This is a genomic window from Williamsia sp. Y721, from assembly GCF_059683565.1.
The window spans coordinates 701,796-728,271 of record NZ_JCASNH010000001.1 but is presented as its reverse complement, the minus strand read 5'-3'; the positions used below and the strand labels follow the sequence as shown (position 1 = coordinate 728,271).

General features: G+C 65.3%; 1 protein-coding gene. It reads right to left on the bottom strand.

Annotation, left to right across the window (positions count from 1 at the left end; all coding sequences use genetic code 11):
* Nucleotides 1-59 precede the first annotated feature (59 nt).
* Nucleotides 60-26,408 (bottom strand): non-ribosomal peptide synthase/polyketide synthase, encoded by a 26,349-nt coding sequence (locus tag AC56PL_RS03110; protein ID WP_497152990.1) that lies wholly within the window; start codon nucleotides 26,406-26,408, stop codon nucleotides 60-62.
* Nucleotides 26,409-26,476 lie beyond the last annotated feature (68 nt).

The window sequence follows — 26,476 nt, the reverse complement described above, 5'->3', positions numbered from 1 at the left end:
TCTGGTGCAGAAGACCCCGCTCTGACTTGCTCCGTCACCCAGGCCCATCGGATCGACCATCACCGGTCAACACTACTCGACCTGTTGGTGAGGAACTCTGCCAACATCGGGCCCGCCTCTGCGAGCGCATCCGCGCTCATCATCGCCCAGTGCGTGGCCTCGACGCTGTGGTGAACCACCTCTCCCGACACGGCGCCTTGCCATGCGCGCGGTGCGATGGTGTCGTCGTCGCGCCCCGAGCCCGCCGTGAACAGCAGGAGATCGCCGTCGACGGTCCGCGGTTCATAGCGGCGCATCAACGTCATGGATTGGGTGGCCGTCGCGATCATCGTCTCGAGCCACTCCGCGGTGACATCTGCAAATGCCGGACCGCCGACCTCCCGAAGTTTCCCGGCGACGATCTCGGGAGAATCCAGAACCGGATCGACCCCCATCTCGGCGGGCAGTCCCAGGCCGGCGATGATCTCGCTGGGTGCGACACCCTCCTCGCCGAGGACTTTGGCCGACTCCCCCGGGAAGCTGTCGAACATCACGAGCATCTCGACCTGCTGCCCCTCGTCCTGCAATCGTGCCGCGACCGCGTGAGCGATCACGCCACCGAGCGACCAACCCAGCAACCGGTAGGGACCATCGGGCCGGATCGTGCGGATCTCATCGGCATATCTGGCCGCTATCTCCTCGACCGATTCCGGATTCCACTGACCGGTCGCCGCCGGTGACTGGACACCATAGATCGGGATCGCGGGATCCACTGCGTCGATCAGCCCCCGATACGCCCAGGCCAGCCCGAGCACCGGGTGGATGCAGAACAGAGGAGTCTGGTCGCCGCGTTCGCGTATCGGCAGGACGACATCGAATACACCCGCCTGCGAACCACTTCCGGATTCGGCACTCGCCGCGATCCCGGCCACGGTCGGATCCATGAAGATCGCGCGCAACGACATCGGTGTTCCAAGATCATCGGTCAGCCGTGAGACCAGGCGGGTGGCCGACAGTGAGTTACCGCCGAGATCGAAGAACGACGCGTCCGCCGACACCCTTTCGAGCCCCAGAACCTCGGCCAGTACGTCCGCGACGATGCGTTCGGTCTCGGTGGCCGGCGCCACGTACTCTCCGGTCCGATGGAACTCGGGTAGCGGCAACTGTTTCCGGTCCAGCTTGCCACTCGGGTTCAGCGGGAACTCGTCGAGCACGACAACCGCATCGGGCACCATGTACTTCGGCAGCGAACGACCCACAACGGCTCGCAACTGTTCAGTGTCGAGGTCGGCGCCCCGGTGCGCGATCACGTAGGCGATCAGGTGGTCCCCGGTCCGCGGATCCTTGTGTACCAGCACCGCGCTCTGGCGAATCGGGGTATAGGCCAGCACCGCCGATTCGATCTCTTCGAGTTCGATACGCTGGCCGCGCAGTTTGACCTGGAAGTCGGTGCGTCCGATGTATTCCAGAGCCCCGTCGGCACGGCGGCGCACCAGGTCGCCGGTCCGGTACATCCGCTCCCCCGGCTGCCCGAACGGATCGGCGACAAACCGGTCGCAGGTGATCCCCGGCCGTTGCAGATAGCCACGTGCCAGCTGCGTACCACCGAGATACAGCTCACCGGCCACACCGGCCGGGGTCGGTCGCAGACCGGAGTCGAGCACGTGGGCGGTGACGTTCCACTGTGGGACACCGATGGGAACCGTCTGGGTATCTGCCGGTCCGACTTGCCAATTCGTCACGCTGACTGCCGCTTCGGTCGGACCGTACATGTTGTTCAGGCTCGCCGAACACAGTTCACGGAAGCGCTCCGCGGTCTCCGGCGGCAGCGCCTCTCCGATCACGAACGCATGGCGCAGGGTGCGCAGCGTGGACGGCTCCGCCTCGGCCACGAACACTCCCAACGGCGACGGGACGAAAGTTGCTGTCGTGATCCCGTACTGCTCGATGAGCGCAGCCAGATAGCGCATGTCCTTGTGTCCGTCGGGTTTGGCGATCACCAGGGTGGCGCCATTCTGCAGTCCCCAGAAGAACTCCCAGACCGACACGTCGAACGTCATCGCTATCTGCTGCAACACCACATCGTCGGTCCCGAGCCGGTACTCGGATTGCTTCCACAGCAACTGGTTGACGATCGCGCGATGGGTGATGACGACACCCTTCGGCTTTCCGGTGGAACCCGAGGTGAACATGACGTATGCGGTGTTGCCGGGCCGCAGTGACGCGATGCGGTCGACGTCGGTGACCGGGCCGGCCGGCAGATCGGAGAGATCAAGGGTGTCGATCTCGACGACCGCGAAATCCGCCGAGATGTCGATTCCGTCACCGACGGTGGTCAGCACACACACCGGATCCGCGATCTGCAGAACGTAGGTGGTCCGCTCCGCCGGGTGGTCGGGGTCGATCGGGACGTATGCCGCCCCGGCTTTGATGATCCCGTACATCCCCACCAGCAGGTCCAGTGACCGCCGCATTGCGATGGCGACCTTCGATTCGGGCCCGACACCCATCCCGATGAGATGGCGCGCGAGACGGTTTGCGCGGGAATCGAATTCGGCGTAACTCAACACCTCGCCTTCGAAGACGAGGGCGTCGGCGTCCGGGGTGCGGAGCACCTGTGCATCGAACAGATCGACCAGAGTGCGGTCCGGAACATCGACCTCGGTTGCGTTGAACTCCGCGAGTTGCTCGCACTCGGCCGGGACCAGCACGTCGACCCGGCCGACCAGGACATCGGGCTGAGCGGCGATCTGGGCGAGCATGTGATCAACCCGCGCCAGGATGACATCGACTTCGTCGTGGGTGAACACATCGGCGAGGAACTTCGCCTGCAGGCGCACTCGGTCGCCAGCAGTGATGAACAGCGACAGGGGGAAGTTGTTCGCGTCCACACCGGAGACATCGAGCACCCGCAAACCGTCGATGTCGGTGACCGAGCCTGATGCCACGGCATCGACCGGGTAGGACTCGAAGACCGTCAGCGTGTCGAAACCGGCTCCGGGCCCGACGCGTCCGGCGATCACCGGCAACCCCACGTAGTGGTGTTCGACCAGTTCGGACTGCTCGACCTGCAACCGCACCAGGAAGTCGGCGAGGGTCTCGGACCTGTTGATCCGGGCCCGGACGGGCAGTGTGTTGATGAACAGGCCGATCATCGACTCCACACCCTCGAGGTGCCCTGGCCGACCCGAAACGGTGGCGCCGAACACCACGTCGTCCCGGCCGGTCAGTCGCGACAGCACCAGACCCCAGGCCGCCTGGACGACCGTGTTCATCGTCACCCCAAGGCGTTTGGCGACCGCGTCGAGCTCCGTCGTCCGCTCCGGACTGATCTCGAGGAGCATCTCACCGGGCATGCTCTGCTGCTCGCGGGCTCGATTTGCCGGCGCCAGCAATGTGGGTTCGGTGACCTCGGACAACGCCGCGGCCCAATGTTCCACCGACGCCGCCAGATCCCGGCCGGCAAGCCACTGCAGGAACCCCCGGTATGAACGGGGCGCCGGCAGCACCGTGGCATCGCCGCTGGTGGCGTACAGCGTGAACAGCTCACGCAGTATCAGCGGCATGGACCAGCCGTCGAGGAGGATGTGGTGGCTCGTCATCACGAAGTCGACCCGATCGGCACCGAGCCGAATCGCCGTGAACCGCATCAGCGGTGGCGCGTGCATCTCGAATCGGCGATTCCTGTCTTCGTCGAGGATCGCAGCACGGACGTCCTCGGCATCGGGATCGGCACGCAGATCATGCTCTGCGAACGGAGCCACGGCGGATTCGACGACGACCGCGACGGCCTCGTCGGAGAGATCATCGCGGAACGCGGCACGCAGATTCGGATGGCGATCGAGCAGCGCCGCAGCTGCCGCGCGCAACCGACCGATGTCAACGGTGCCCCCCAATCGAAGGATCACCTGCGAGGTGTACACGTCGAGCGAACCCTCGGCGAGCCTGGCGTGGAACAACATCCCACGTTGCAACGGCGACAGCGACCACACGTCGGTCATCGACGGATAGTCGACCGCAAGCATGTCGACGGCGCGCTGATCGAGATTCACCAGCGGCAGATCCGACGGTGTGAACACCCGGCCGGACGCACTCGACGACCACTCGGCAACGGCTTTCGCGGCCCGCGTCCACAAATCGGTGAGCGATCGCACCTCGGACTCGCGCAGCAGTGTGTTCGGGAAGGCGAACGTCGCCTCGAGCCGATCGCCGGTCACCGCGGCGTTGATGTCGATGGCGGCGGCCACCGGCATGTCCGGATCCGGGCCTGCCGATGCGGTGAGTTCACCGCTCGGCGCCGGCAACCATCCGACGACACCCGGCGCGCTCTCGGTACCGATCCGGCCGAGATAGTTGAACCCGATCGCGGGTTGCGGATAGGCCGACAACTGTTGCGCGGTATCTGGATTCAGGTATCGCAGCATCCCGTAGCCGATGCCCCTGTCGGGTACCGCCACGAGTTGTTCCTTGATCGATTTCACGGCATCGGCAACCGCGGGCCCACCTGCCAGCGCGTCATCGATGTCGACGCCGGTCAGATCCAGCCCCAGCGGGAACATGGTGGTGAACCATCCCACCGTCCGCGACAGGTCGGCTCCGGCGACGACCTCTTCCTCGCGTCCATGGCCCTCGAGTTTGATCGTGGTCGCGTCGGTCTGGACCCCGCGGTCGCGTAGCCAGGCAATCGATGCGATCGCGAGGACGGCCAGCAGACCGTCGTTGACCCCACCACCGAAAACCCTTGGGACCGTGGTGAGAAGCGCGTCGGTCACATGCTCGGGCAGTTGTAGCTTCACCGATTCCACGGTGCCGAACACGTCCAGCGCCGGATCGAGCGGACGCCCGCCGATATCGGCGCTGCCCTGTTCCAGCAGATTCGTCCAGAAGCCGAGTTCGGCGACCCGGTCCGGATCGGCGGATTGTTCCGACAGTGCGTGCGCCCAGCGACGCATGGAGGTACCGACCGGTTTCAGCTGCGGCGGCTGGTCCTGCGAAACCGCCTGCCATGCCGTCACCAGATCTTCGACCAGAACCCGCCAGGACACACCGTCGACGACCAGGTGATGGGCGACGATCAACAACCGGCCACCACCGGACACATCGGGTCCGGGTTGCAGCCATACCAGCCGCAACACCTGCCCCCGGGCCACATCCAGTTGGGCAGCCGCACGATCGAAGGCAGGTTCGACCAATTCGGCGAACGCAGGCGTCCCGGGAGCTGCCGAAGCGCCGAACTCGACGCGTTCGATCATGCCTGCGATATCGAGCACCTGACGATCCCGGACAGTGATCGTGTTGTCCTCGTATGAGAGCGAGGCCCTGAGCATGTCGTGGTGATCGACGACCGCGGCGAGCGTGTCCACGAGTTGTGCGTGGTCGATGGAGTCGGGCAGCGCCACATACAGCGGCATGATCAGGCGGTTGTGCCCGCCACCTCGCTCGATCATCCATCGCACGATCGGAGTTGCGGGCATCTCACCGATGCCACCGCCCGGCAGCTCTTCGAGAACCGTGACCGCCGCGTCGGTGCTCATGGTCGCCACCCGGGCAATATCGGCGACGGTCTTGTGCTCGAATATGTTGCGCGCCGAGATCAGGACACCGGCCGCCTTGGCGCGGGATACCAGTTGGATCGAGATGATGCTGTCGCCACCGAGGGAGAAGAAGGAGTCGGTGACACCGACCCGTTCGACACCAAGGACATCGGCGAACACGGCGGCCAGGATCTCCTCGGTTGGCGTACTCGGTGCGACATACTCCTGGGCCGACTCCTCGAAGGTCGGTTGCGGCAATGCCTTTCGGTCGACCTTTCCATTGACGGTCAGCGGCATCTCGTCGAGCACCATCACCACCGCAGGCACCATGTGCGCGGGCAGCGATCGGCCTGCGAACGTGATCAGCGCCGACGAACCCACCGTGGCGCCCGCGGAGGCCACCACGTACGAGACCAACATCGTTGCCCCCGACGGACCTTGAACGCCCTGGGTCGTGACGAACTCGACCGAATCGTGCTCGGCGAGGACCGCGTCGATTTCCCCCAGTTCGATGCGGAAACCGCGCACCTTGACCTGGAAGTCGCTGCGGCCGATGTATTCGACCTCGAGCGCGCCGGATGGTGTTGGTACCCAACGGACCACGTCTCCGGTTCGATACATCCGCCGACCGGGATCAGCGGGGTCGGCGACGAAACGCTCTGCGCTCAACCCGCTCCTGGCGTGATAGCCACGTGCCAGTTGTATCCCGGAGATGTACAACTCACCGGGCGCACCGACCGGCACCGGGCGCAGGAACCCATCCCGTATCGAAGCCGACACACCGCGGATCGGGCCACCGATCGTGGGTCGGTCACCGGGGAGTATCCGATCGCTGATCGTCACCATGATCTGGGTCTCGGTCGGGCCGTAGCCGATGTAGAACTGCCGATCCGGTCCCCAGATCTCGACCAACCGGTTCGGCACGGCCTCACCGCCGACCACCAGGTGTTGCAGACTGTCCAGCCCCGCGGGATCGAGCGTCGCCAGGGCGGCCGGTGTGATGAACGCGTGCGTGACCCGGTGCTCTGCGATGATCGTCGCGAGTTCGTCGCCACCATAGACACCCGGAGGCACGATCACCAGCACCGCACCCACCGGGACCACAAGTAACAACTCCAGCATCGACGCGTCGAAGCTGGGTGACGAAAAATGTAGCGCCCGTGACTGTTTGGTCAACGCGTACCGTTCGGCTTGCTCGGCGGCGAAGTTCGCCAGACCCGCGTGCGACATCACCACGCCCTTGGGCAGGCCGGTCGATCCGGACGTGTAGATCATGTAGGCGGCGTTGTCGATCTGCAGCGCACGCGGACGTTCTTCCGGCAGGAGGGGCTCGTCGGGTCGCGTCGAGCACTGCATCTCGAACTGCTGATCGTCGAGAACGAACCACTCGGTGGCGGCAGGCAGGTCGGTGCGGTGAGCCTCGATCGTCAAACCGATCCGGGCACCCGAATCACGGACCATGTGCTCGATGCGGTCGGCCGGGTAGGCCGGATCCATCGGGACCAGGACACCGCCGGCCTTCGCGACCGCCCACAGCGCCAGGTTCGAGTACACCGAACGCGGCAGCGCCGAGGCAACTGTGACCTCGGGGCCGACTCCGAGCGCGATGAGCTCCCGCGCAAGGCGATTCGACCAGCGATCGAGCTCTCCGTAGGTGACTCGTCTGTCACCGAGGACCAGGGCGATGGACTCTGTTCCGGCAGCCTGAACCGCTGCGGCGAGCATCTGGGGCAGAACCACAGCGGGTTCGGCGGGTGCGCCACTGACCTGCTGCAATTGCGCGCGTTCGTCACCGGAGAGCAGATCTATCGCTCCGACCGCAACGTCGGGCGCGGTGATCAGGGCCGTCAGTGCGGCGAGGAGCCGCGCGCAGATGCGCCCCATGGTGGGCTCGTCGACCAATTCGGGCGAATAGCTGAACTTGAACTTCAGGGCTCCGCGCATGCTGGCGGTCAAGGTGACCGGATAATGGGCGGCGTCCTGTCCGCTGAACCCGGTCACCCGCATTCCGGCGATGTCGGTCTCGGCTGTGGCACCGGCCATGTCGACGGGGAATGACTCGAAGACGGCCAACGTGTCGAACTGCGCGGCCTCGCCCACCGCCCGTTGGATGTCGGCCAACCCCATGTGCTGATGATCGAGCAATGTCGACTGCTCGACCTGCACCCTGGCGAGCAGTTGATCGACCGTCTCCGAGGCCTTGACCCGCACCCGAACCGGAATCGTGTTGATGAACAACCCGATCATGGACTCGACGCCCGCCACATCGGCGGGTCGCCCTGAAACCGTCGCTCCGAAAACGCAATCGGATCGTCCGGTCAACGCGTTCAGCACGATCGCCCAGGCGGTCTGCACAAACGTGTTCGGCGTGACACCGAGCGCCCTTGACCGCGCTTGAAGCATCGTCATGGTCTCTTCGGTGATGCTCGCATGGAGTTCTGCGACACCTTCGTGTTGCCTGCGACCGCGATCACCGGAGATCAGCAGCGTCGGCCCTTCGACACCGCCAAGGGCATCGACCCAGGCCTGCCGCGATTCCTCCGGCTTCCGTCCCGCCAGCCACGACAGGAAGTCACGGTACGAGCGTGGCGCAGGCAGGACCGAGGCGTCGCCTCCGGTCGCATACAGGACGAGCAGTTCCTTGATGACCAGTGGTGTCGACCAACCGTCGATCACGATGTGGTGATTGGTGACCAACAGTTCGTACCGATCGGCGGCGGTTCGGAGCAGCGTGAACCGCATCAACGGCGGCTTCTCCATGTCGAAGGACGCCCGTAGATCAGCGGCCGCCAGCTCGTCCCGGGTCCGCTCGACCCCGGCACCCAGAGGATCCGTGCAATCCACTGTGCGCCAAGGGATGTCAACGTCATCGAGGACGACTTGCACGGTCTGTCCGGTCTCGTCGGTGACAAAGGCGGTACGGAAGGCCTGATGACGTGCGATCAATGCCCGTGCACTGCGGCGCAGTCGCTCTGGGTCGACGGTTCCGGCCAGGTGGAGCGACATCTGCGCCGAGTACACGTCCACCGCCCCCTCGGCGAGGGAGGCGTGAAAGTGCATGCCCCGCTGCAGTGGTGAGAGCGGCCAGATGTCTTCGAGATCCGGGAACGCTCGTTCCAGCGACTCGATCCCACCTTGCGTCAGCGTGACCAGACCGAAGTCGGACGGCGTCCGGCCACCTGCCCCTGGTGCGGACGCGTACCGGGCGACCTGCTCGAGTGCCGCCGACCACCCCGCAGCCAACTCCCCGACCTCGGTCCGGGTGAACAAACCCACGGGGAAGTCGATGGCTGCCGACAGTCGTTCCGCGCCTTCGCGCTCGGACACGACAGCGTTGATCTCCAGAGCGGGGACCGGCATGTCCGGGTCGAGCGACGATCCCAGTTCACCGCCGTCGCGGGCCGGAACCCAGCCGATCTCCCTCATCTCGTCGGTGAACTCGATCGCAGATGTGCGGCCGAGGTAGTTGAAGCTGATCTGTGGCTCCGGTCCGGTCAGCTCTGCGGCCGTCTGGTCGTTGAGATACCTCAGCAGACCCCAGCCGATGCCGTTGTCGGGTGCGGATCGGAGATTTTCCTTGGTTGCCTTGATCATTCGGCCGAGATCGTCACCGCCGGCCAGCGCGCCGTCGACATCGAGTCCGGCCAGATCGAGTCGGAGTGGATATGCCGTCGTGAACCAGCCGACCGTGCGGCCGATCTCGGCCCCCGGCAATGCCCGCTCCTCACGACCGTGGCCCTCCAGTTGCAGGTAGACGTGGTCGGCCGACCGGCCCCGCCTCGACCTCCACTTCGCCAGAGCCAACGCGAATCCCGCCAGCAGTCCGTCGTTGACGCTGCCACCGAAGGCCTCTGGGACCGCGGTGATCAACGCTCGCGTCGCTTCCTCCGAGAGCTCGAACCGCACGCGCTCGGTCGTTCCGACCGTGTCGGATGCGGGGTCGGGGGCCCGCTGCCCCAGCAGCGGGTCGTCCACGTCGATCACGGTGCGCCAGAAGCCCAATTCGGCCACCCGGTCAGGATTGTTCGCCATCTCGGCCAGCCCGTGCGCCCATCTGCGCAGCGACGTACCCACCGGCTGCAGCCTGGGCCCGTCACCTGCCAGGATGCCTCCCCAGGCCGCAGCCAGATCAGGTAACAGGACGCGCCAGGAGACACCGTCGACCGCCAGATGGTGGATCACGATCAACAGGCGGCCATTGGTGCGCAATTCGGCGGCCGGATCGAACCAAACGAACTGAGCGACGATTCCTGCCTCAGGATCCAATCGGTCGGCGGCCGAGCTGAACTCGTCCTGCACCAGGGCCTCGAAATCGTCTGTACCGGGCAGACTTTCGAACCGGACCCGATGCAGGATCGACCGACCCTGTTCGGGTTGCGGTTCCTCGACACGCAGATGCCCCACTGTGCCGTCGTCACCGCGCACCCACCGCAGCCGCAGTGCATCGTGATGCGATACCACCGCATCGACCACCAATTCGATGGTCGTCTGATCGATGCCGTGCGGCAGGGTGACGAAATTCGACTGCGAGAAACGCTTGTGCCCGCCGGGTGCGGATCCGAACGCGGCCATGATCGGTGTCAGGGGCAGCTCCCCCACACCGCCACCGGGAAGTTCGGCGATCGTGTCCCGCTGATCGTCTGCGAGATCCGTCGCCACCGTCGCCAGCGCGGCAACGGTCTTGTGTTCGAACACATCTCGTGCGGTCAGACCGATACCGAGCGCCTTCGCGCGGGATACCAGCTGGATCGACATGATGCTGTCGCCGCCGAGGGCAAAGAATGACTCCACGGCGCTCACCCGGTCCCGGCCGAGCACTTCGGAGAACACCGCAGCGATCTTGACTTCGGCGTCCGAGGCGGGTGCCACAAAGGCAGCGCTCTCCACGTTGAAAACAGGCTCGGGCAACGCCTTGCGATCGAACTTTCCGTTGGCCGAGATCGGCATGCTGTCGAGCACCGTGAACGAATCGGGGACCATGTAGTCCGGCAACGCTGCGGCGATCGCAGTGCGCAGGGTGGCCACGTCGATCGCGGCGCCGCCGGCGGGCGTCACATAGGCGCAGAGTCTGCGTCCGTGCTCACTCTGGACAGCCAGGACCGCAGCCTGCCCGATCGAGTCGTGCCGAGCGAGCACCGCCTCGATCTCACCGAGCTCGATCCGCAGACCCCGGATCTTGATCTGGTGGTCGGTTCGTCCCAGGTATTCGAGCCTGCCGAGCCGATCGATCCGCGCCAGGTCGCCGGTGCGGTACATGACCGCGCCCGGATCACCGAGCGGATCGGCCACAAACCGATCTGCAGTGAGGTCTGACCGCCCCAGATAGCCGCGGGCCAACTGGATTCCGGCAAGATACAGCTCACCTCCGGTTCCCGGCACCACCGGCCGCAGGCGGGCATCGAGTACGTAGGCCCGGGTGTTCCATACCGGGGTCCCGATCGGCATCGCGCCCGATTCCGTGCCGTCGACCCGATGCTGCGTCGCGGTGATCGTGGCCTCGGTGGGTCCGTATTGATTGTCGAGGAATGCCGTGCCGTGGTCGAGGACTCTCTGTGCCAGCGACTCCGGCAGGGCTTCGCCACCGACCGCGAGACCGCGGACCGATTCCGGCAACATCGAACGCTTCTCGTTCACCAGGAGTGCCAGCATCGAAGGAACGAAATCGAGTAGGGCCACATTCCACCGGCGGACGATCTCGATCAGGTATTCCGGATCCCGGTGACCGTCGGGTCTGGCGATGACCAGATGTCCGCCACATGCGAACGGCACGAACAACTCCCAAATCGACGCGTCGAACACCAGCGGGGTCTTCTGGAGGAAGGTGTCGTCGGCGGAGCACTCCAACGTGGCCGCCATCCATCGGATCTGATTCGCCGCGGCCGCATGGCTCACCACCACACCCTTGGGTTTGCCGGTCGAGCCCGAGGTGAAGATCACGTATGCAGAGTTCTGCGGGCGTAGCGGAGCACGTAGTTCGGATTCGTCCAACGGCTCGCCACCGAAACCCGACAGGTCCACCCGGTCGATCTCGATGAGCGGGTGGTCAGCAACCGGTTCCATCAGGTCCTGCGCGTTGGTCAGCACGCAGCCCGGTGCGGCCTGCTCGACGATCTCGGCGATCCGCACCCGCGGCTGATCCGGGTCAACGGGCACGTACACGCCGCCTGCCACCATCACAGCGTGGATCGCGACCATCATCTCGATCGACCGGCGCACCGCGACGACCACGGTCACCTCTGGTCCGACGCCCTGTGAGATCAGCAGTCGGGCCAGTGCGTTGACCCGGGCGGTGAACGACGCATAGTCGAGGGTGACGTCCTCGAACGTGACGGCCGGAGCCTGCGGTTCCACATCGACTGCGGCAGCGAGGAAGTCGGTCAGTACGCGTTCTTGCACCGGTCTGGCGGTGTCGTTGAGTTCGTGGAGGACCAGCGCCCGCTCGCGATCGTCGAAGAGATCGATGTCGCCGACCCTCAGGTCTGGTTGGGCAACGGCGGTTGCCAGTAGCCGAAGGAACCGTTCGCTCAACGCGGCAATGGTCGACCGGTCGAACAGGGCTGTGGAATAAGCGAATACACCTGAATATCCCGACTGCGCGCCATCGATGTCGACCTTGGGCGACAGCGAGAGTTCCAGGTCGTACTTCACCTCGAACAATTCGACCGGGAGCGGGGTGATACTCAGATCCGGCAGTTCGAGTGCAGGACGGTCGACGTTCTCGAAACCGAACGACACCTGCGCCAACGGCGCATACGCGGTGGACCGCTGCGGATTGAGAACCTCGACCACCCGCTCGAACGGCACGTCGGCGTGGGAGAAAGCACCGAGATCCGCGTCGCGTACCGCAGCGAGCGTCTGTGCGAACGTGGCATCGCCTTCCACGGTGGTCCGCAGCACCAGCGTGTTGACGAACATCCCCACCAATCGGTCGAGCGCCTGCTCACCCCGCCCGGCGATCGCGGTACCCATGGCGATGTCGCCGGACCCGGAGATCCGGGCGAGCAACACCGCAAATGCCGTCTGCAGCACCATGAACGTGGTGGTACCGGTGTTCCGGGCGATGCCTTCGACCGCCTTCGCGAGCTCCGCCGGAACCGAGAACGGCAACCGCTGCCCGGTGGTGGATTGCACCGGCGGCCGAGGTCGATCCGTCGGCAGTTCGAGCACATCTGGAAGATCGGCCAAAGCCTCACGCCAGTAGGCTATTTGCCGGGAGATCACCGATTCGGTGTCGGTTTCGGAGCCGAGCACCTCTTGTTGCCACAGACTGAAGTCCGCGTACTGCACGGGCATCGGCTGCCAATCGGGATCGCTTCCCTGTTGCGCACGTGACAGATACGCCAACATCACGTCCTGGGCGAGCGGTGCCATCGATGCGCCGTCGGCACTGATGTGGTGCACCACCACGACGAGTACATTGTCGTCGGGATCGATGGAGAACAGTGCGGCACGCAACGGCACCGACTCGGTGACGTCGAATCCCTGTCGACCGAACGCAATCGCCGCTGCGATCACCTCGTCTTCGGAAACCTCCACGGTTGTCAGCGACACCCCGGCGTCGACCACGGACAACACCCGCTGTTCGGGACCCTCTGGACCGGAGGGAAACACCGTTCGCAGCGATTCGTGGCGGGCCAGAACGTCATCCATCGCGACACGCAGCGCGTCGAGGTCGAGCGCTCCGGTCAACCTGACCGCCATCGGGATGTTGTAGGCCGCCGACGTGGTGTCGAACTGGTTGAGGAACCACATCCGTTGCTGCGCCATCGACAACGGGATCCGGGCCGGCCGAGTCCGTCGCGTGAGCGGTGGATGACCGGACTCACGCTTGGTCGCAACCGATGCGGCGGCGGCGATTCCGGACACTGTCGGAGCGTCGAAGATCGTCCGAACCCCGAGTTCGACGTCGAGGGCCTGGTTGACCCGGGCGACGACGCGGGTCGCCGACAGTGAGTTCCCGCCCAACTCGAAGAAGTCCGCATCGCTGGAGACCCGTTCGACACCGAGGACGTCGGCAATGACTCCGGCGACTATCTCCTCGACCGGTGTCCGCGGAATCTGGAATTCCCCGTCGGTCTCCCATACCGGCGCCGGAAGCGCCCGGCGATCGGTCTTACCGTTGGTGGTCAGTGGCATCGAGTCGAGCTCGACGAACGCGGCGGGCACCATGTGCGAAGGCAACTCTCGCCGCGCGTGCGACCGCAATTCCTGCGGATCGAGGGCCACTCCGGTGGTGCTCGTGACATAGGCGACCAACGCCACCGATCCGCTGGGAGTCCGCACATCCACGGTTGTCGACACCCCGACATCCGGATGACGCGTCAGCACGGAGTCGATTTCAGTCAACTCGATCCGGAATCCGCGAATTTTGAGTTGGAAATCCACCCGGCCGATGTAGTCGATCACGTACTCGTCGTCGTTGATCACCCAGCGGACAACATCGCCCGTCCGATACATCCGGCTACCCTCAGGGCCAAAGGGATTCGCGACAAAGGTTCCTGCGCTCAAGCCGGCGCGGTTCTGGTATCCCCTGGCCAGTCCGCCGCCGATCATGTAGAGCTCACCATTGACACCGACAGGCACCGGGCGCAGCCGGGAGTCCAGCACAACGGCCTGCATACCCCGGAACGGCGCTCCGATGTCGACCGGGCGATCGCGGCGCAACGGAACGCTGACCGTGCAGATGATGGTTGTCTCGGTCGGGCCGTACATGTTGAGTACATCCCGGCCTTCGGCCCATGCCTCGATCAGCTCCGGCGGTGTTGTCTCACCGCCGAGGACCACGGTTCGGTAGGTGTCCAGACCAGTCGGATCAACCGTGGCCAACGCGGCAGGCGGAATGAACGCCATCTCAACGGCCTTGTCCTGCAGCAGGCCTGCCAATTCTCGGCCGCCGTAGACCCCCGGCGGGACGACAACCATCGTGTTGCCGCCACTCGCGCCGAGCAGCAGGTCGAAGATCGCGCCGTCGAATCCCGGCGAGGAGAACAGGGCGGTACGGACCGCCGTATCACCACGGGTGACCCGCTTCTTTATGGCTTCGAAAACACCGGACAGGCCGCGGTGCGTGGCGACCACGCCCTTTGGTTTCCCGGTCGAACCCGAGGTGTAGATGGTGTACGCCACATTGTCGACCGACGCCGCGATGCGATCGGCATCGGCCAGTGGCGCGCTCGACAGGTGCTCGAGTTCCTGCAGCGTCGAGGGATCATCGAGAACCAGCCACTCGATGTCGTCCGGCAACGAGTCCCGGAACTGTGCGGTCGTGATACCGAACCGTGCCCCGGCATCGGCGACGATGAACTGCATCCTCGACATCGGGTACGACGAGTCGAGTGGGACGAAAGCCGCACCCGCCTTTCCGATCGCCCACACCGTGGTGACCCACTCGATGGACCGCGGAAGCGCGACCGCAAGGAACTCCTCGCGCCCGGCACCGCGCTCGATGAGCATGCGGGCAAGACGATTCGACTCGGTATCGAGTTCGCGATAGGTGACCGACCGATCGTCCTCGAGAACGGCGGGCATATCCGGGTACAAGTCGGCGCCCCGCGAGATGAGGGCGTCAAGCGTCATCGGCTCCGGATCCGGACCCGCGCAATAGGGCACCACTTCTCTGCGTTCGGCCCCGTCGAGAAGTTCGAGGGCTCCGACGGTCACCGTGGTGTCATCGGCCACGGCGCGACACACTCGCACGAAGTAGTCGGTGAAACGTTTCGCGGCCGCCGGATCGAACAGGTCGGCCGCATAGGTGAGCGTCGCGTCCAGCGCGGGACCGTCCTCGGTGTCACGCTCGATCATCATCAGCTGGAGGTCGAATTTCGCTGTCTCCAAGCCGGATTCGACCGGCTTGATGACCAGATCGGGGAGGTTCAGCTCAGCCCGTTCGACGTTCTGGAACGCCAGCGCCACCTGGGCCAACGGTGAGTGCGACCGGGAACGTTCCGGGTTCAGGGCCTCGACCAGCTGTTCAAACGGCAACTCGGAATGACTGAATGCAGCCAGGTCGGACTCGCGCACCTGTTGCAGCAGATCGATGAAGCGCAGATCGGGATCGGTGCGGGTTCGCAACACCAGGGTGTTCACGAACATCCCGATCAGGTCGTCGAGTTCACGTTCGCCACGCCCGGCGACCGGGGTCGCCACCGCGATGTCGTCACCACCGCTGAGCCGAGACAACAGCACCACCAGGCAGGCATGAACGGTCATGAAAAGTGTTGCACCACTGTCGGTGCCGATTTTGCTGAGGCCGGCCCTGGTCGCCGCGTCAACCGTGAAGTCGACGGTGCCCGCCCGGAACGACTGCACCGGTGGACGTGGGTACGTGGTGGGCAGTTCGAGCACCGTCGGCAGGTCGGCGAGCTCGGTCCGCCAGAAATCCAGTTGCTCGGTCGCAGCCGATGCCGGGTCGTCGATGGAACCGAGCCAGTTCCGTTGCCAGACGCTGAAGTCGGCGTACTGCACCGCCAGAGGCACCCATGCAGGCGCCCCGCCCTGCATACGCGCGACGTAGGCGGTGACCAGGTCCCTGGCCAGCGGAGCGCGAGATGCTCCGTCGGAGGCGATGTGATGGATCGACATCAACAGCACGTGCTCATCGAGACCGAACTCGATCAGCGCAACCCGCAACGGAATACGTTTCGCGACATCGAACCCCTGCGAGAAGAACTCGATCATCCGGATCGGGAGGTCGTCTTCACCGCAATTGATCCGGGCGACATCGATGTCTGCATCGACCACATCGAGAATGTGCTGGTGTGGTCCGGATTCGGAATCGGGGAATACCGTACGCAGCGATTCGTGTCGATCGAGCACATCGAGCAACGCCGCCGTGAGGACATCGATGTCGAGGCTTCCGGTGAGCCTGATCGCGACCGGGATGTTGTAGACCGGTGAGGCGGTGTCGAACTGATTCAGGAACCACATCCGCTGCTGCGCGAGTGAGAGCGGGATCGCGGCCGGTCGCACGGTGGCGATCAGCGGTGTCCGCGATCGCCCTTCTCCCGCGCTGCGGCCGAGTCGGGAGGCCAGTCCGGCGACCGACGAATCCTCGAACAGATCGCGCAGCCCCAGTCGCGCATCGCCTGCGGCGTTGAGGCGGGCGATGACCCGGGTCGCGATCAACGAGTCACCGCCGATGTCGAAGAACCGGTCGTCGACGGACACCCGTTCGAGGCCCAACACCTCACCGAAGACCGCAGCCACCATCTCTTCGTGCACGGTGACCGGCGCCCGATATTCGGCTGCCGCACTGCCGAACTGCGGATCGGGAAGGGCGCGCCGGTCGAGTTTGCCGTTGACGGTGAGCGGCAGTTCGGTCAGGACGACAACCGCCGATGGGACCAAGGCCGCAGGCAACACCGCTCGTGCACGTTCGAGCAGATCCTCCGGTTCACTCCCCGTGGTCTCCGGGACCACGTAGGCGACGAGCCGATCAACACCCTGCGGACTTGTCTTGAGCGCCACGGCGCAATGCCGAATCCGGTCGTCGGAGGCAAGTACACCCTCGATCTCGCCGAGTTCGATTCGGATGCCGCGAAGCTTGACCTGCAGATCGGCCCGGCCGAGGTAGTCGAGGGTTCCATCTGATCGACGCATCGCCAGATCGCCTGTGCGATAGAGCCTCGCACCGGGCTCTCCCTGCGGATCGGCAACAAAACGCTCCGCGGTCAGCACCGGCTTCGAGGCATACCCGCGCGAAAGCTGAACACCGCCGAGATAGAGCTCTCCCACCGCACCCGGCGGAGCTTCGCGCAGCGCCTGATCGAGCACGCGCGCGACCACATTCGCCACCGGGAACCCGATACCCACCGATCCGTGCAAGACGTCGTCGGCGGTGGTCTGCAGTCGGGTGGAGGTCACCGTCGACTCGGTCGGCCCGTACTCATTGTGTAGCGACGCGTTCGACATCGACCGGAAACGGTTCAGGGACGTCACCGACAGTGCTTCACCGCCGCAGAAGACCATTCGCAACGCCGAGATCTCGTCTGGTTCGACGGCGGAGAGAAAGACGTCGAGCATCGAGGGGACAAAGTGCATTGCGGTGATCCGATGGCGCGATACCGCCTCGGCGAGGTAGCGCGGATCGCGATGGCCATCCGGGGTCGCGATCACCAGCGCCGCGCCGTGCGTCAGGGGCCACCACAGCTCGCGCACCGACGCGTCAAAGGTGAACGGCGTCTTCTGGAGAAGCCGATCATCGGCCCCGAGCCGATAGACCGATTGCCGCCACTGCACCATGTTCACCACGGAGCCGTGGGTGACCTCGACCCCCTTGGGCAGGCCGGTTGACCCGGACGTGAACACCACGTAGGCCAGATGTTCGGAGCGCAGCGGCGAGTGCCGTTCGAGAGCATCGATCGGCGCATCGGCGTGGCGCGCAAGTTCATCTGCCAGCGAATCGATCTCGAGGACCGGACTGTCGCCGAGGACGTCCAGTGGTCGCTTCGAGGTGGTGAGGGTCAACATCGTTGCCGCCGCGCGCATCATGTGTTCGATGCGCTCCGGCGGGGCGTCGACGTCGACCGGGACGTACGCGGCACCTGCCTTCGCGACGGCATAGATCGCGATCATCAATTCCGTCGACCGCTCGATGACAAGCGCGACCCGCTTCTCGGGGCCGACTCCGTGCCCGATCAGCAATCTGGCGAGCCGGTTGACGCGAGCGTCGAACTCGGCGTAGGTCAGGACCTCGTCCTCGCCGATGAGTGCGGTGGCGTGGGGTGTTCGGGCAACCTGGTCCTCGAAGAGGTCGACCAGCGTCCGGTCCCCGATCGGTTCCGGTGACGGATTCCACCGGAGCACCGCGGTTCGTTCCTCTGGCGAGGTGGGATCGAGCGCGGCCAGTCTCGCTGCCGGATCAGCGATGAACGACCTGAGCACCCGCAGCAGTCGATCGAGGTGCGAGTCGGCGACGGCCTCGGTGAAACTCTCGCGCGCGAACTTGGCGGCGAAGTGCAGGCGATCGGTGTTCGCCGCCACGATCGACAACGGAAAGTGGCTGGCGGCAGCGGATTCCACATCGCGCAGCCGGACACCGGCGATGTCCACACCACCGCCGACCCCGGCACTGTCCACGGGATAGGACTCGTAGAGGACCGCGGTGTCGAAGACCGCCCCGGTGCCACCGTGGCGATGGATGTCCGCCAGCCCCAGGTACTGGTGGTCGAGCATGTCCGACGAAGCGCTCTGCAACCGCTGCAGGAACCCGGCCACGTCGAGGGCGTTGTCGACCCGGACCGCCACCGGCACAGTGTTGATGAACAGACCGATCATCGACTCCACGCCGGTGATCGACGGAGGCCGGCCGGAGACGGTTGATCCGAAGACCACGTCGGTACGGTTCGTCATGGCGCTCAGCACGATTGCCCAGGCACCCTGCACCAGGGTGTTCATCGTGACGCCCAGTCGGCCGGCGAGTGCAGCGGCCTGCTGCGTCTCGTGGGCGGTGAGTTCACGTCTGACCACGCCCGGCACCGTGGCATGGTCACGGCCTCGTGACTGCGGTGACAGCAACGTCGGTCCGTCGACGTCGGACAGTGCCCGCTGCCAGGCCGCCGTCGAGGCGGCGCGGTCCTGCTGCTGCAACCAATGCAGGTAGAGGCTGTACGGGCGGGTGGCAGGCATCGACGATTGGTCGGCATCGGTGGCATAGAGCACCATCAACTCGCGGAGCACGAGTGGCGTCGACCAACCATCAAGAATCGCATGATGATTGGTGATGACCACATCCCAGCGATCTGAGGCCAAGCGCAGTGCGGCGAGTCTGATCAGTGGGCCCGCCGACATGTCGAAACCGGTCGCCCGGTCGGCAGACAAGATCCGGTCGCGCTCGGCAGCCCTTTCGGCGTCGTCGATCGTCGTCAGATCATGAACCTCGACAACAACGTTCAGATCGGTGCGAACCAGCGCGACCGCGCCCAGGTCTTCGTCGATGACGAAGGTGGACCGCATACTCTGATGCCGCTCCAGCAGCGCATTGCAGGCCCGGCCGAGCCGTTCGACATCGAGCAGCCCGTCGAGACCGAGTACGAACTGCGCGACATACACATCGACCACCGACGTCGATTCGCGAGCCATCAACGCATGGAACAGCATTCCGTGCTGCAACGGCGAAAGCGGCCACACGTCAGCGATGCCGGGGTGGCCCTTCTCCAGTGAATCCAGTTGCGCCTGGGTCGCAGTCAGCAGGGTCAGGTCGGAGGGAGTCAATCCGCCCGCGTCGGGTTGTGTGGCGTGGCGGGCAATGGCCGAGACCGCGGTGGTCCAGTGCTCGGCCAGAGCAACGATCTCGTGTTCGGTGAACAAATTCGCGGCGTAGGTGAATGTTGTGGACAGTGTTCCACCACCGAGCACCGACACGTTGACGTCGATCGCGGCGCCGAGCGACATGTCGGGATCGGTCGCACCACCGAGGTTCTGGCCCTCGACCACCGGAACCCAACCGTGCCCGATCATCTCGTCGGTGATCTCTTGACCACCGAACCGCCCCAGATAGTTGAAACTGACCTGCGGGTCGGACGCTGCCGCGAGAACCGGCCCGGTCTCGGCGTTCAGGTAGCGCAGAAGGCCGTAGCCGATCCCGTTGTCGGGGACCGATCTCAGGGTCTCCTTGACCACCTTGATCACCCCGCCTGCCGCGGTGCCACCTGCCAACGCCTCGTCGATGTCCACACCACCGATGTCCAGGCGGATCGGATACACCGTGGTGAACCAGCCGACGGTCTTCGACAGGTCCGCGCCCGGGGCCACACTCTCTTCGCGGCCGTGGCCCTCGAGAGTGATCCCGAACGGGGCCCGCTCCTCGGCGACGCCGCGGTCACGGCGCCAGGCGGCAATCGCCAGCGCGAGCGCGGCCAGCAGACCATCTTGGACGCCTGCTCTGTATGCGCGCGGAACCGCGGTGGTCAACGCCTCGGTCAGTTCCTCGGGCAGGGTGACCGAATGCTTCTGTGCGGTCCGCATGGTGTCGGTCGCCGGGTCGAGAACACGTGCACCGATGGCTGATTCGACGGGATTGGACATCGACTGCCAGTAGGGCAGTTCCCCGATGCGCCCCGGGTCGGTCGCCTGCGCGGTCAACGCATGGGACCACCGCCGCATCGATGTCACCTCTGCGCCGAGGTCGAGGGTCACATCAGCCGTCAGTTCGGCCCAGGCACCGGCCAACGCGGGAACCAGTACCCGCCAGGAGATCCCATCGACCGCGAGGTGATGCAGCACCAGCAGCAGGCGTCCGTTTCCGTCGACACCCGCGGCCGGTTCGAACCATACGAACCGGGCCAAGGCGCCTCCGGCAGGATCGAGCCGGTCCGCGGCCTCATCGAGAGCCGTGCGTGCGAGTGCGGCGAAGCCCTCGGATGACGGCCTCGCGTCGGCGTCGAACTCCACCCTTGTGATCGCCGGTTCCACCTCGATTCCACCGACCTCGGCGACCACCAGCTTCGGAGCCGCCGCCTCCGCGGCAACAAGATGGGCGCGAAGCATGTCATGGCTGTCGACAACCCGCTGGAGTGTCGCAACGAGCGTGGAGTGATCAATTCCCACCGGCAATGTGAGCATCACCGCCTGCGAGAAGCGATCACCCATTCCACGCTCGAGAGCCCAATGCATGACCGGGGTCAGCGGCATCTCGCCGACCCCACCTCCGTCGAGCTCCTCGAGCACCGGTGTCATGTCCGCAGACTGTAGAACGGCCACTTCGGCCAATCCGGCAACTGTCTTGCGCTCGAACACATCTCGCGCGGTGATCTGGACACCCGCGGCCTTGACCCGCGAAACGAGCTGGATGGACACGATGCTGTCGCCGCCGAGCGCGAAGAAGGAGTCGGTCACGCCGACCCTCGGCACCCCCAGCACCTCCGCGAACACACCGGCCAGGATCTCTTCGAGCACCGAGGACGGCGCGACATACGATTTGGTCGCGATGGCCGCGAAGTCGGGTTCCGGCAGGGCTGCCCGGTCGAGCTTGCCGTTCACCGTCATCGGTACCGAATCGAGCACCATGACAACGGACGGGACCATGTACTCGGGAAGGGACTCGGCGGCATGTCGCAGCAGCTCGTCGGTGTCGACGGTAAAGCCTTTGACCGGAACGACCGTCGACACCAGGACCGTCGTGCCCGTCGGCCCGGTGCGCCCCTGGGTCACCACGAAATCGATGGTCTTGTGGCTCTGCAGAACTGCGTCGATCTCACCGAGTTCGATCCGGAACCCGCGCACCTTCACCTGGAAGTCACTGCGGCCCAGATACTCCAGGTTCGCTTCCCCTGCGGGATCACTCATCCACCGCACGACGTCACCGGTTCGGTACATCCGGGTCCCGCCATCGCCGAACGGGTTCGCCACGAACCGATCACTGGTCAACCCCGCCCGGCAGTGGTATCCACGGGCCATCTGCAGTCCGCTGATGTATAGCTCACCGCTGACCCCGACCGGTACCGGACGTAGGCTCCGGTCGAGAACCATCGCCTCGACACCGCGGATCGGGCCGCCGATGGTCATGGCGTCATCGGGCTGCAACCGCCGCGACATGGTCACCATGATGATGGTCTCGGTCGGGCCGTAGCCGTTGTAGAAGTGCCGGCCCGGCGCCCAATCCCTCATCAGACCCTCGGGCACGGCCTCGCCGCCGACCACCAACTCCCGAAGCGAATCGGCTTCGCCGGCGTTGACGGTGGCCAACGCAGCCGGCGTGATGATCGCGTGAGTCACCGAGGCCTCGGTGATCACCCGGGACAACTCGTCGCCGCCGTAAACCCCGGGCGGCACGATCACCAGGGCGGCCCCGGCCGACGCCGCGAACAGCAATTCGAGCATCGCCGCGTCGAAGCTCGGCGACGAGAGATGCAGGACCCGGGCCTGCGAGGTCACCGAGTATCGCTCTCGCAGTTCGGCGGCGAAGTTCGCCATGGCCCGGTGCGTGACCACCACGCCCTTGGGCACTCCGGTCGAGCCCGAGGTGTAGATCATGTACGCCGCATTGTCGATGCGCTGCGGTGACAAGCGAGTCGGGATGCCACCGTCTGTTGCCACCGCTTCGTCAAGCACCTGCCGGGTCTCCGGGTCGTCCAGGACCACCCATCGCACCGAATCGGGCAGCTGCGAGCGATGTTCTGCGAGGGTGACGCCGATTGCCGCTCCGGAGTCGGCGATCATGTGCTCGATGCGCTCCCGCGGGTAGGCCGGGTCCACAGGAACAAACGCGGCGCCAGATTTGACCACCGCCCACAGTCCGACCTGTTCGTCGAATGAACGCGGAAGTGCCAGTGGGACGAACTGATCGGCGCGAGCTCCTTCGGAGATCAAGATCTGCGCCAGCGCGCTCGACCGTCGGTCGAGTTCACGGTAGCTGTGGACCTCGTCGTCACAGATCACCGCAGCCGCATTCTCATCGACGCTCGCTGCGGAATGAAGAAGTTCGCCGAGCGTGACCGGAGTCTCACCCGCCCGGCCCACAACCGGACACAATTCCGCGATCTCGGAATCAGAAAGTACGCCGATCCGTCCGACGATGACGTCGGGCTGCGCGACAACCTGATTCAGGATCCGAACGAAGCGCTCGGCGAGTTTCTGGATCGATGCCTGGTCGAAGAGGTCCGTTGCGTAGACAAACAACCCCGCCAGGCCGCCCGCATTCGTCGGGTTCAGCGCCAGCTGCAGATCGAACTTGGCAAACGTGACACCGCTGTCATACTCGGCGATCGACAGATCCGGCGCATCCAGGACCGGGGGTTCGTTGTTCTGCAGGGCCAGCGTGACCTGGAAGATCGGGGTGTATGCGGTGGTGCGCTCTGGCGCAAGCACTTCCACCAACCGCTCGAACGGAACATCAGCATGGGCCAGGGCGCCGAGGTCGGAGTCGGCGGTGGACCGCAACAATTCTGCGAACGTGGCCCCTGGTTTGATCCTGGTGCGCAGCGCGAGGGTGTTGACGAACATGCCGACGAGCCCGTCCAGTTCGCGTTCTCCGCGGCCTTCGATCGGTGTCCCGATGACGATGTCGTCCATCCCGGACAGCACCGAGAGCGTCAGCGCGAACGCCGTGTGGAGCACACTGAACTCCGTGGTGCCGCGCTCCCGCGCCACCGCGGCGATCTGCTGGTGCAGGGCACCGTCGATGGTGAACTCCGTACGACCGCCGAGCATCGAGGGGCGGCCGGGCCGCGGCCGATCGGCCGGAAGCTCGAGTACCGCAGGTATGTCCGCCAGGGCATCGGTCCAATAGGAGATCTGCCGCGATACCAGCGAGTCCGGATCAGACTCCGACCCGAGCAGTTCATGTTGCCAGAGAGCATAATCGGCGTACTGCACGGGAAGCGGCTCCCACTGCGGGCCGTCATCGTCCGAACACCCCAGGTATGCGGTGACCAGATCCCGCGCCAGCGGCGACATGGACGCACCGTCGGCCGCGATGTGATGCAACACCAGGACCAGCACGTGCGAGGTCGGTCCGAGCCGGAAGATGGCCGGTCGAACCGGAACCTGAGCGGTCACGTCGAAACCCTGAGATGCCAACGCTGCCAACCGGCTCCGCAGTTCTTCCTCGTCGGCGACGTCGATCGGGTCGAGGGCGAGATCGACCTGGGTCGGGTGGAGAACCTGCTGCCACGGTCCGTCTTCACCCGACGGAAAAACAGTGCGCAATGACTCATGGCGCTCGATGACACCCCGGACCGCATTCGCGATGAGGTCGAGATCGACCGTGCCGGTCAACCGCACCGCCAACGGCAGATTGTATGCGGGCGAGGAGGTGTCGAATTGATTGATGAACCACATTCGGGACTGGGCCAGCGACAGCGGCGGATGATCAGGGCGCGCTCGGGGTTCCAGGCGTGGGCGATCGACCGTGCCCGCCGCCGATTCGCCCACGACGGCGAAGCCGGTCACGGTCGGGTTCTTGAACAGTTCGGCCAGGCCGATATCCGAGTTGAGCATGGAATTGACCCGGGCCACGACCCGCGTGGCAGACAACGAGTTTCCACCGACGTCGAAGAACGAGTCGTCCGCACCCACCCGTTCCACACCGAGGACTTCCGAGAAGACGGCGGCGACCGCGATCTCGGTCGATGTGCTCGGCTCCCGGTACGGGGTGGTCGATCTGGCGGCGTGCGGTTGCGGCAGTGCTTTGCGGTCGAGCTTCCCGTGTGCGGTCAACGGCAGCTCGTCGAGCGCGATGATCGTGGCCGGAATCATATAGTCCGGCAGGAACTCTGCCAGGTGTCTCCGCACCGCTTCGATGTCTTCGACATCCGAGGTCGGACGGACGACATAGCCGATCAGTCGTTCGAAACCCGAGTCGTCCGTATTGACCACGACCACGGTTCGGACCGCCCCGGTCACCCGGGCGAGTACCGTCTCGACCTCACCCAGTTCGATCCGGAACCCACGCAACTTCACCTGGAAGTCCGTGCGTCCCAAGTACTCCAGATCACCGTTGGGTCGTCGCCGGGCCTCGTCACCGGTCCGGTACATCACCTCGCCCGCCGAACCCGCGGGATCGGCCACGTAACGTGCGGCGGTCAGGTCCGGACGGCCCACGTACCCCCTCGTGATCTGCGGACCCGCGAGATAGATCTCACCCGGAATGCCCGGTGGGACCTCCCGGAGTCGGCGGTCGAGCAGGTGAGCGCGCAGACCCGGGTACGGGGTGCCGATGGCAACCACCGGTCGCGACAGATCGTCGTCGGCGCTCGCATACCGGGTGCCCGACACCGTGAACTCGGTGGGGCCATACTCATTGCTCACCGAGGCATCCAGTTTGGCGCGGATCTGACCGAGGAGATGCGACGTCAATTGCTCTCCGCCGCTGAGGATCTCACGGAGGGATTGCCCCTCTCCCGGTTGCAGCGCGTCGACGAACACCGCCAGCATCGACGGCACGAAATGCATCACCGTCACGCCGTGACGATCGACTGCGGCGGCGAGGTATCGCGGGTCCCGCTGCCCGTCGGCGGTGGCGATCGCCAGGCGCGCTCCGCTGACCAATGGCCACCACAGTTCACGCACCGCGGCGTCGAACGTCACCGGGGTCTTCTGCAACATGCAATCGGACGGTCCGACCCCGTAGACCTGCTGCCGCCGAGACAGGAACTCCCCGACCGAGCGGTGCGACACCACAACGCCTTTGGGACGTCCGGTCGACCCGGAGGTGAAGATCACGTACGCCGGGTTGTCCGCCCGCAGCGGCGTCCGGCGCTCCGAGTCGGCGATCGGGCCGTCGTCGTGAACCGACAGATCCAGCAGATCCGGATCGACCACACGCACTCCGGCCGGAACCGTCAGACCGTCAACATCCCGGGCGACGACACAGAGCGGGGCGACCGAAGAGATGACCTCCGCTACACGCGCCGCGGGATGATCCGGATCGACCGGCACGTAGGCGCCGCCGGCCTTCACGATCGCGTAGATCGCCACCATCATGTCCGGTGAGCGTCGAACACCCATCACCACCGGGATTTCCGGCCCGACACCGATTCCGATGAGATGGCGGGCCAGCCGGTTCACCCGCCGATCGAACTCGGCATAGGTCCACGTTGTCTCATCGCAGATGAGCGCCACCGCATCAGGGGTGGCCGCCACCTGAGCTTCGAACAGATCCGGCAGGGTCGCGGTCGCGGTCACCGCGGACTCCGCCTCTGCCACCGCCACCACCTCCCCGACGGCCCTCGCCAGTGCACCGTCCGCCGCGGCAATCGTCGGAGACAAGCCGGAGATGGCAACCGACAACACCTCGGTCGGGCCCAATCCCCGATCCGCCAACGGTGCGGCCAGCAAACCCAGGCGCGTGTCGAGGTCTACCCAGGTGACCCCGACCCCTTCGTGTTCGTATGCAACGGCACCGGGATCACGCGTTGTGAGTCGACTGATCGCATCGAGCAACTGCGCGAACGACAATTTGTCCTCCTGGTGGAACTGGATGATTGTGGTCTCGGATTCGCATTGCCCTGTTGTGCACTGTTCGG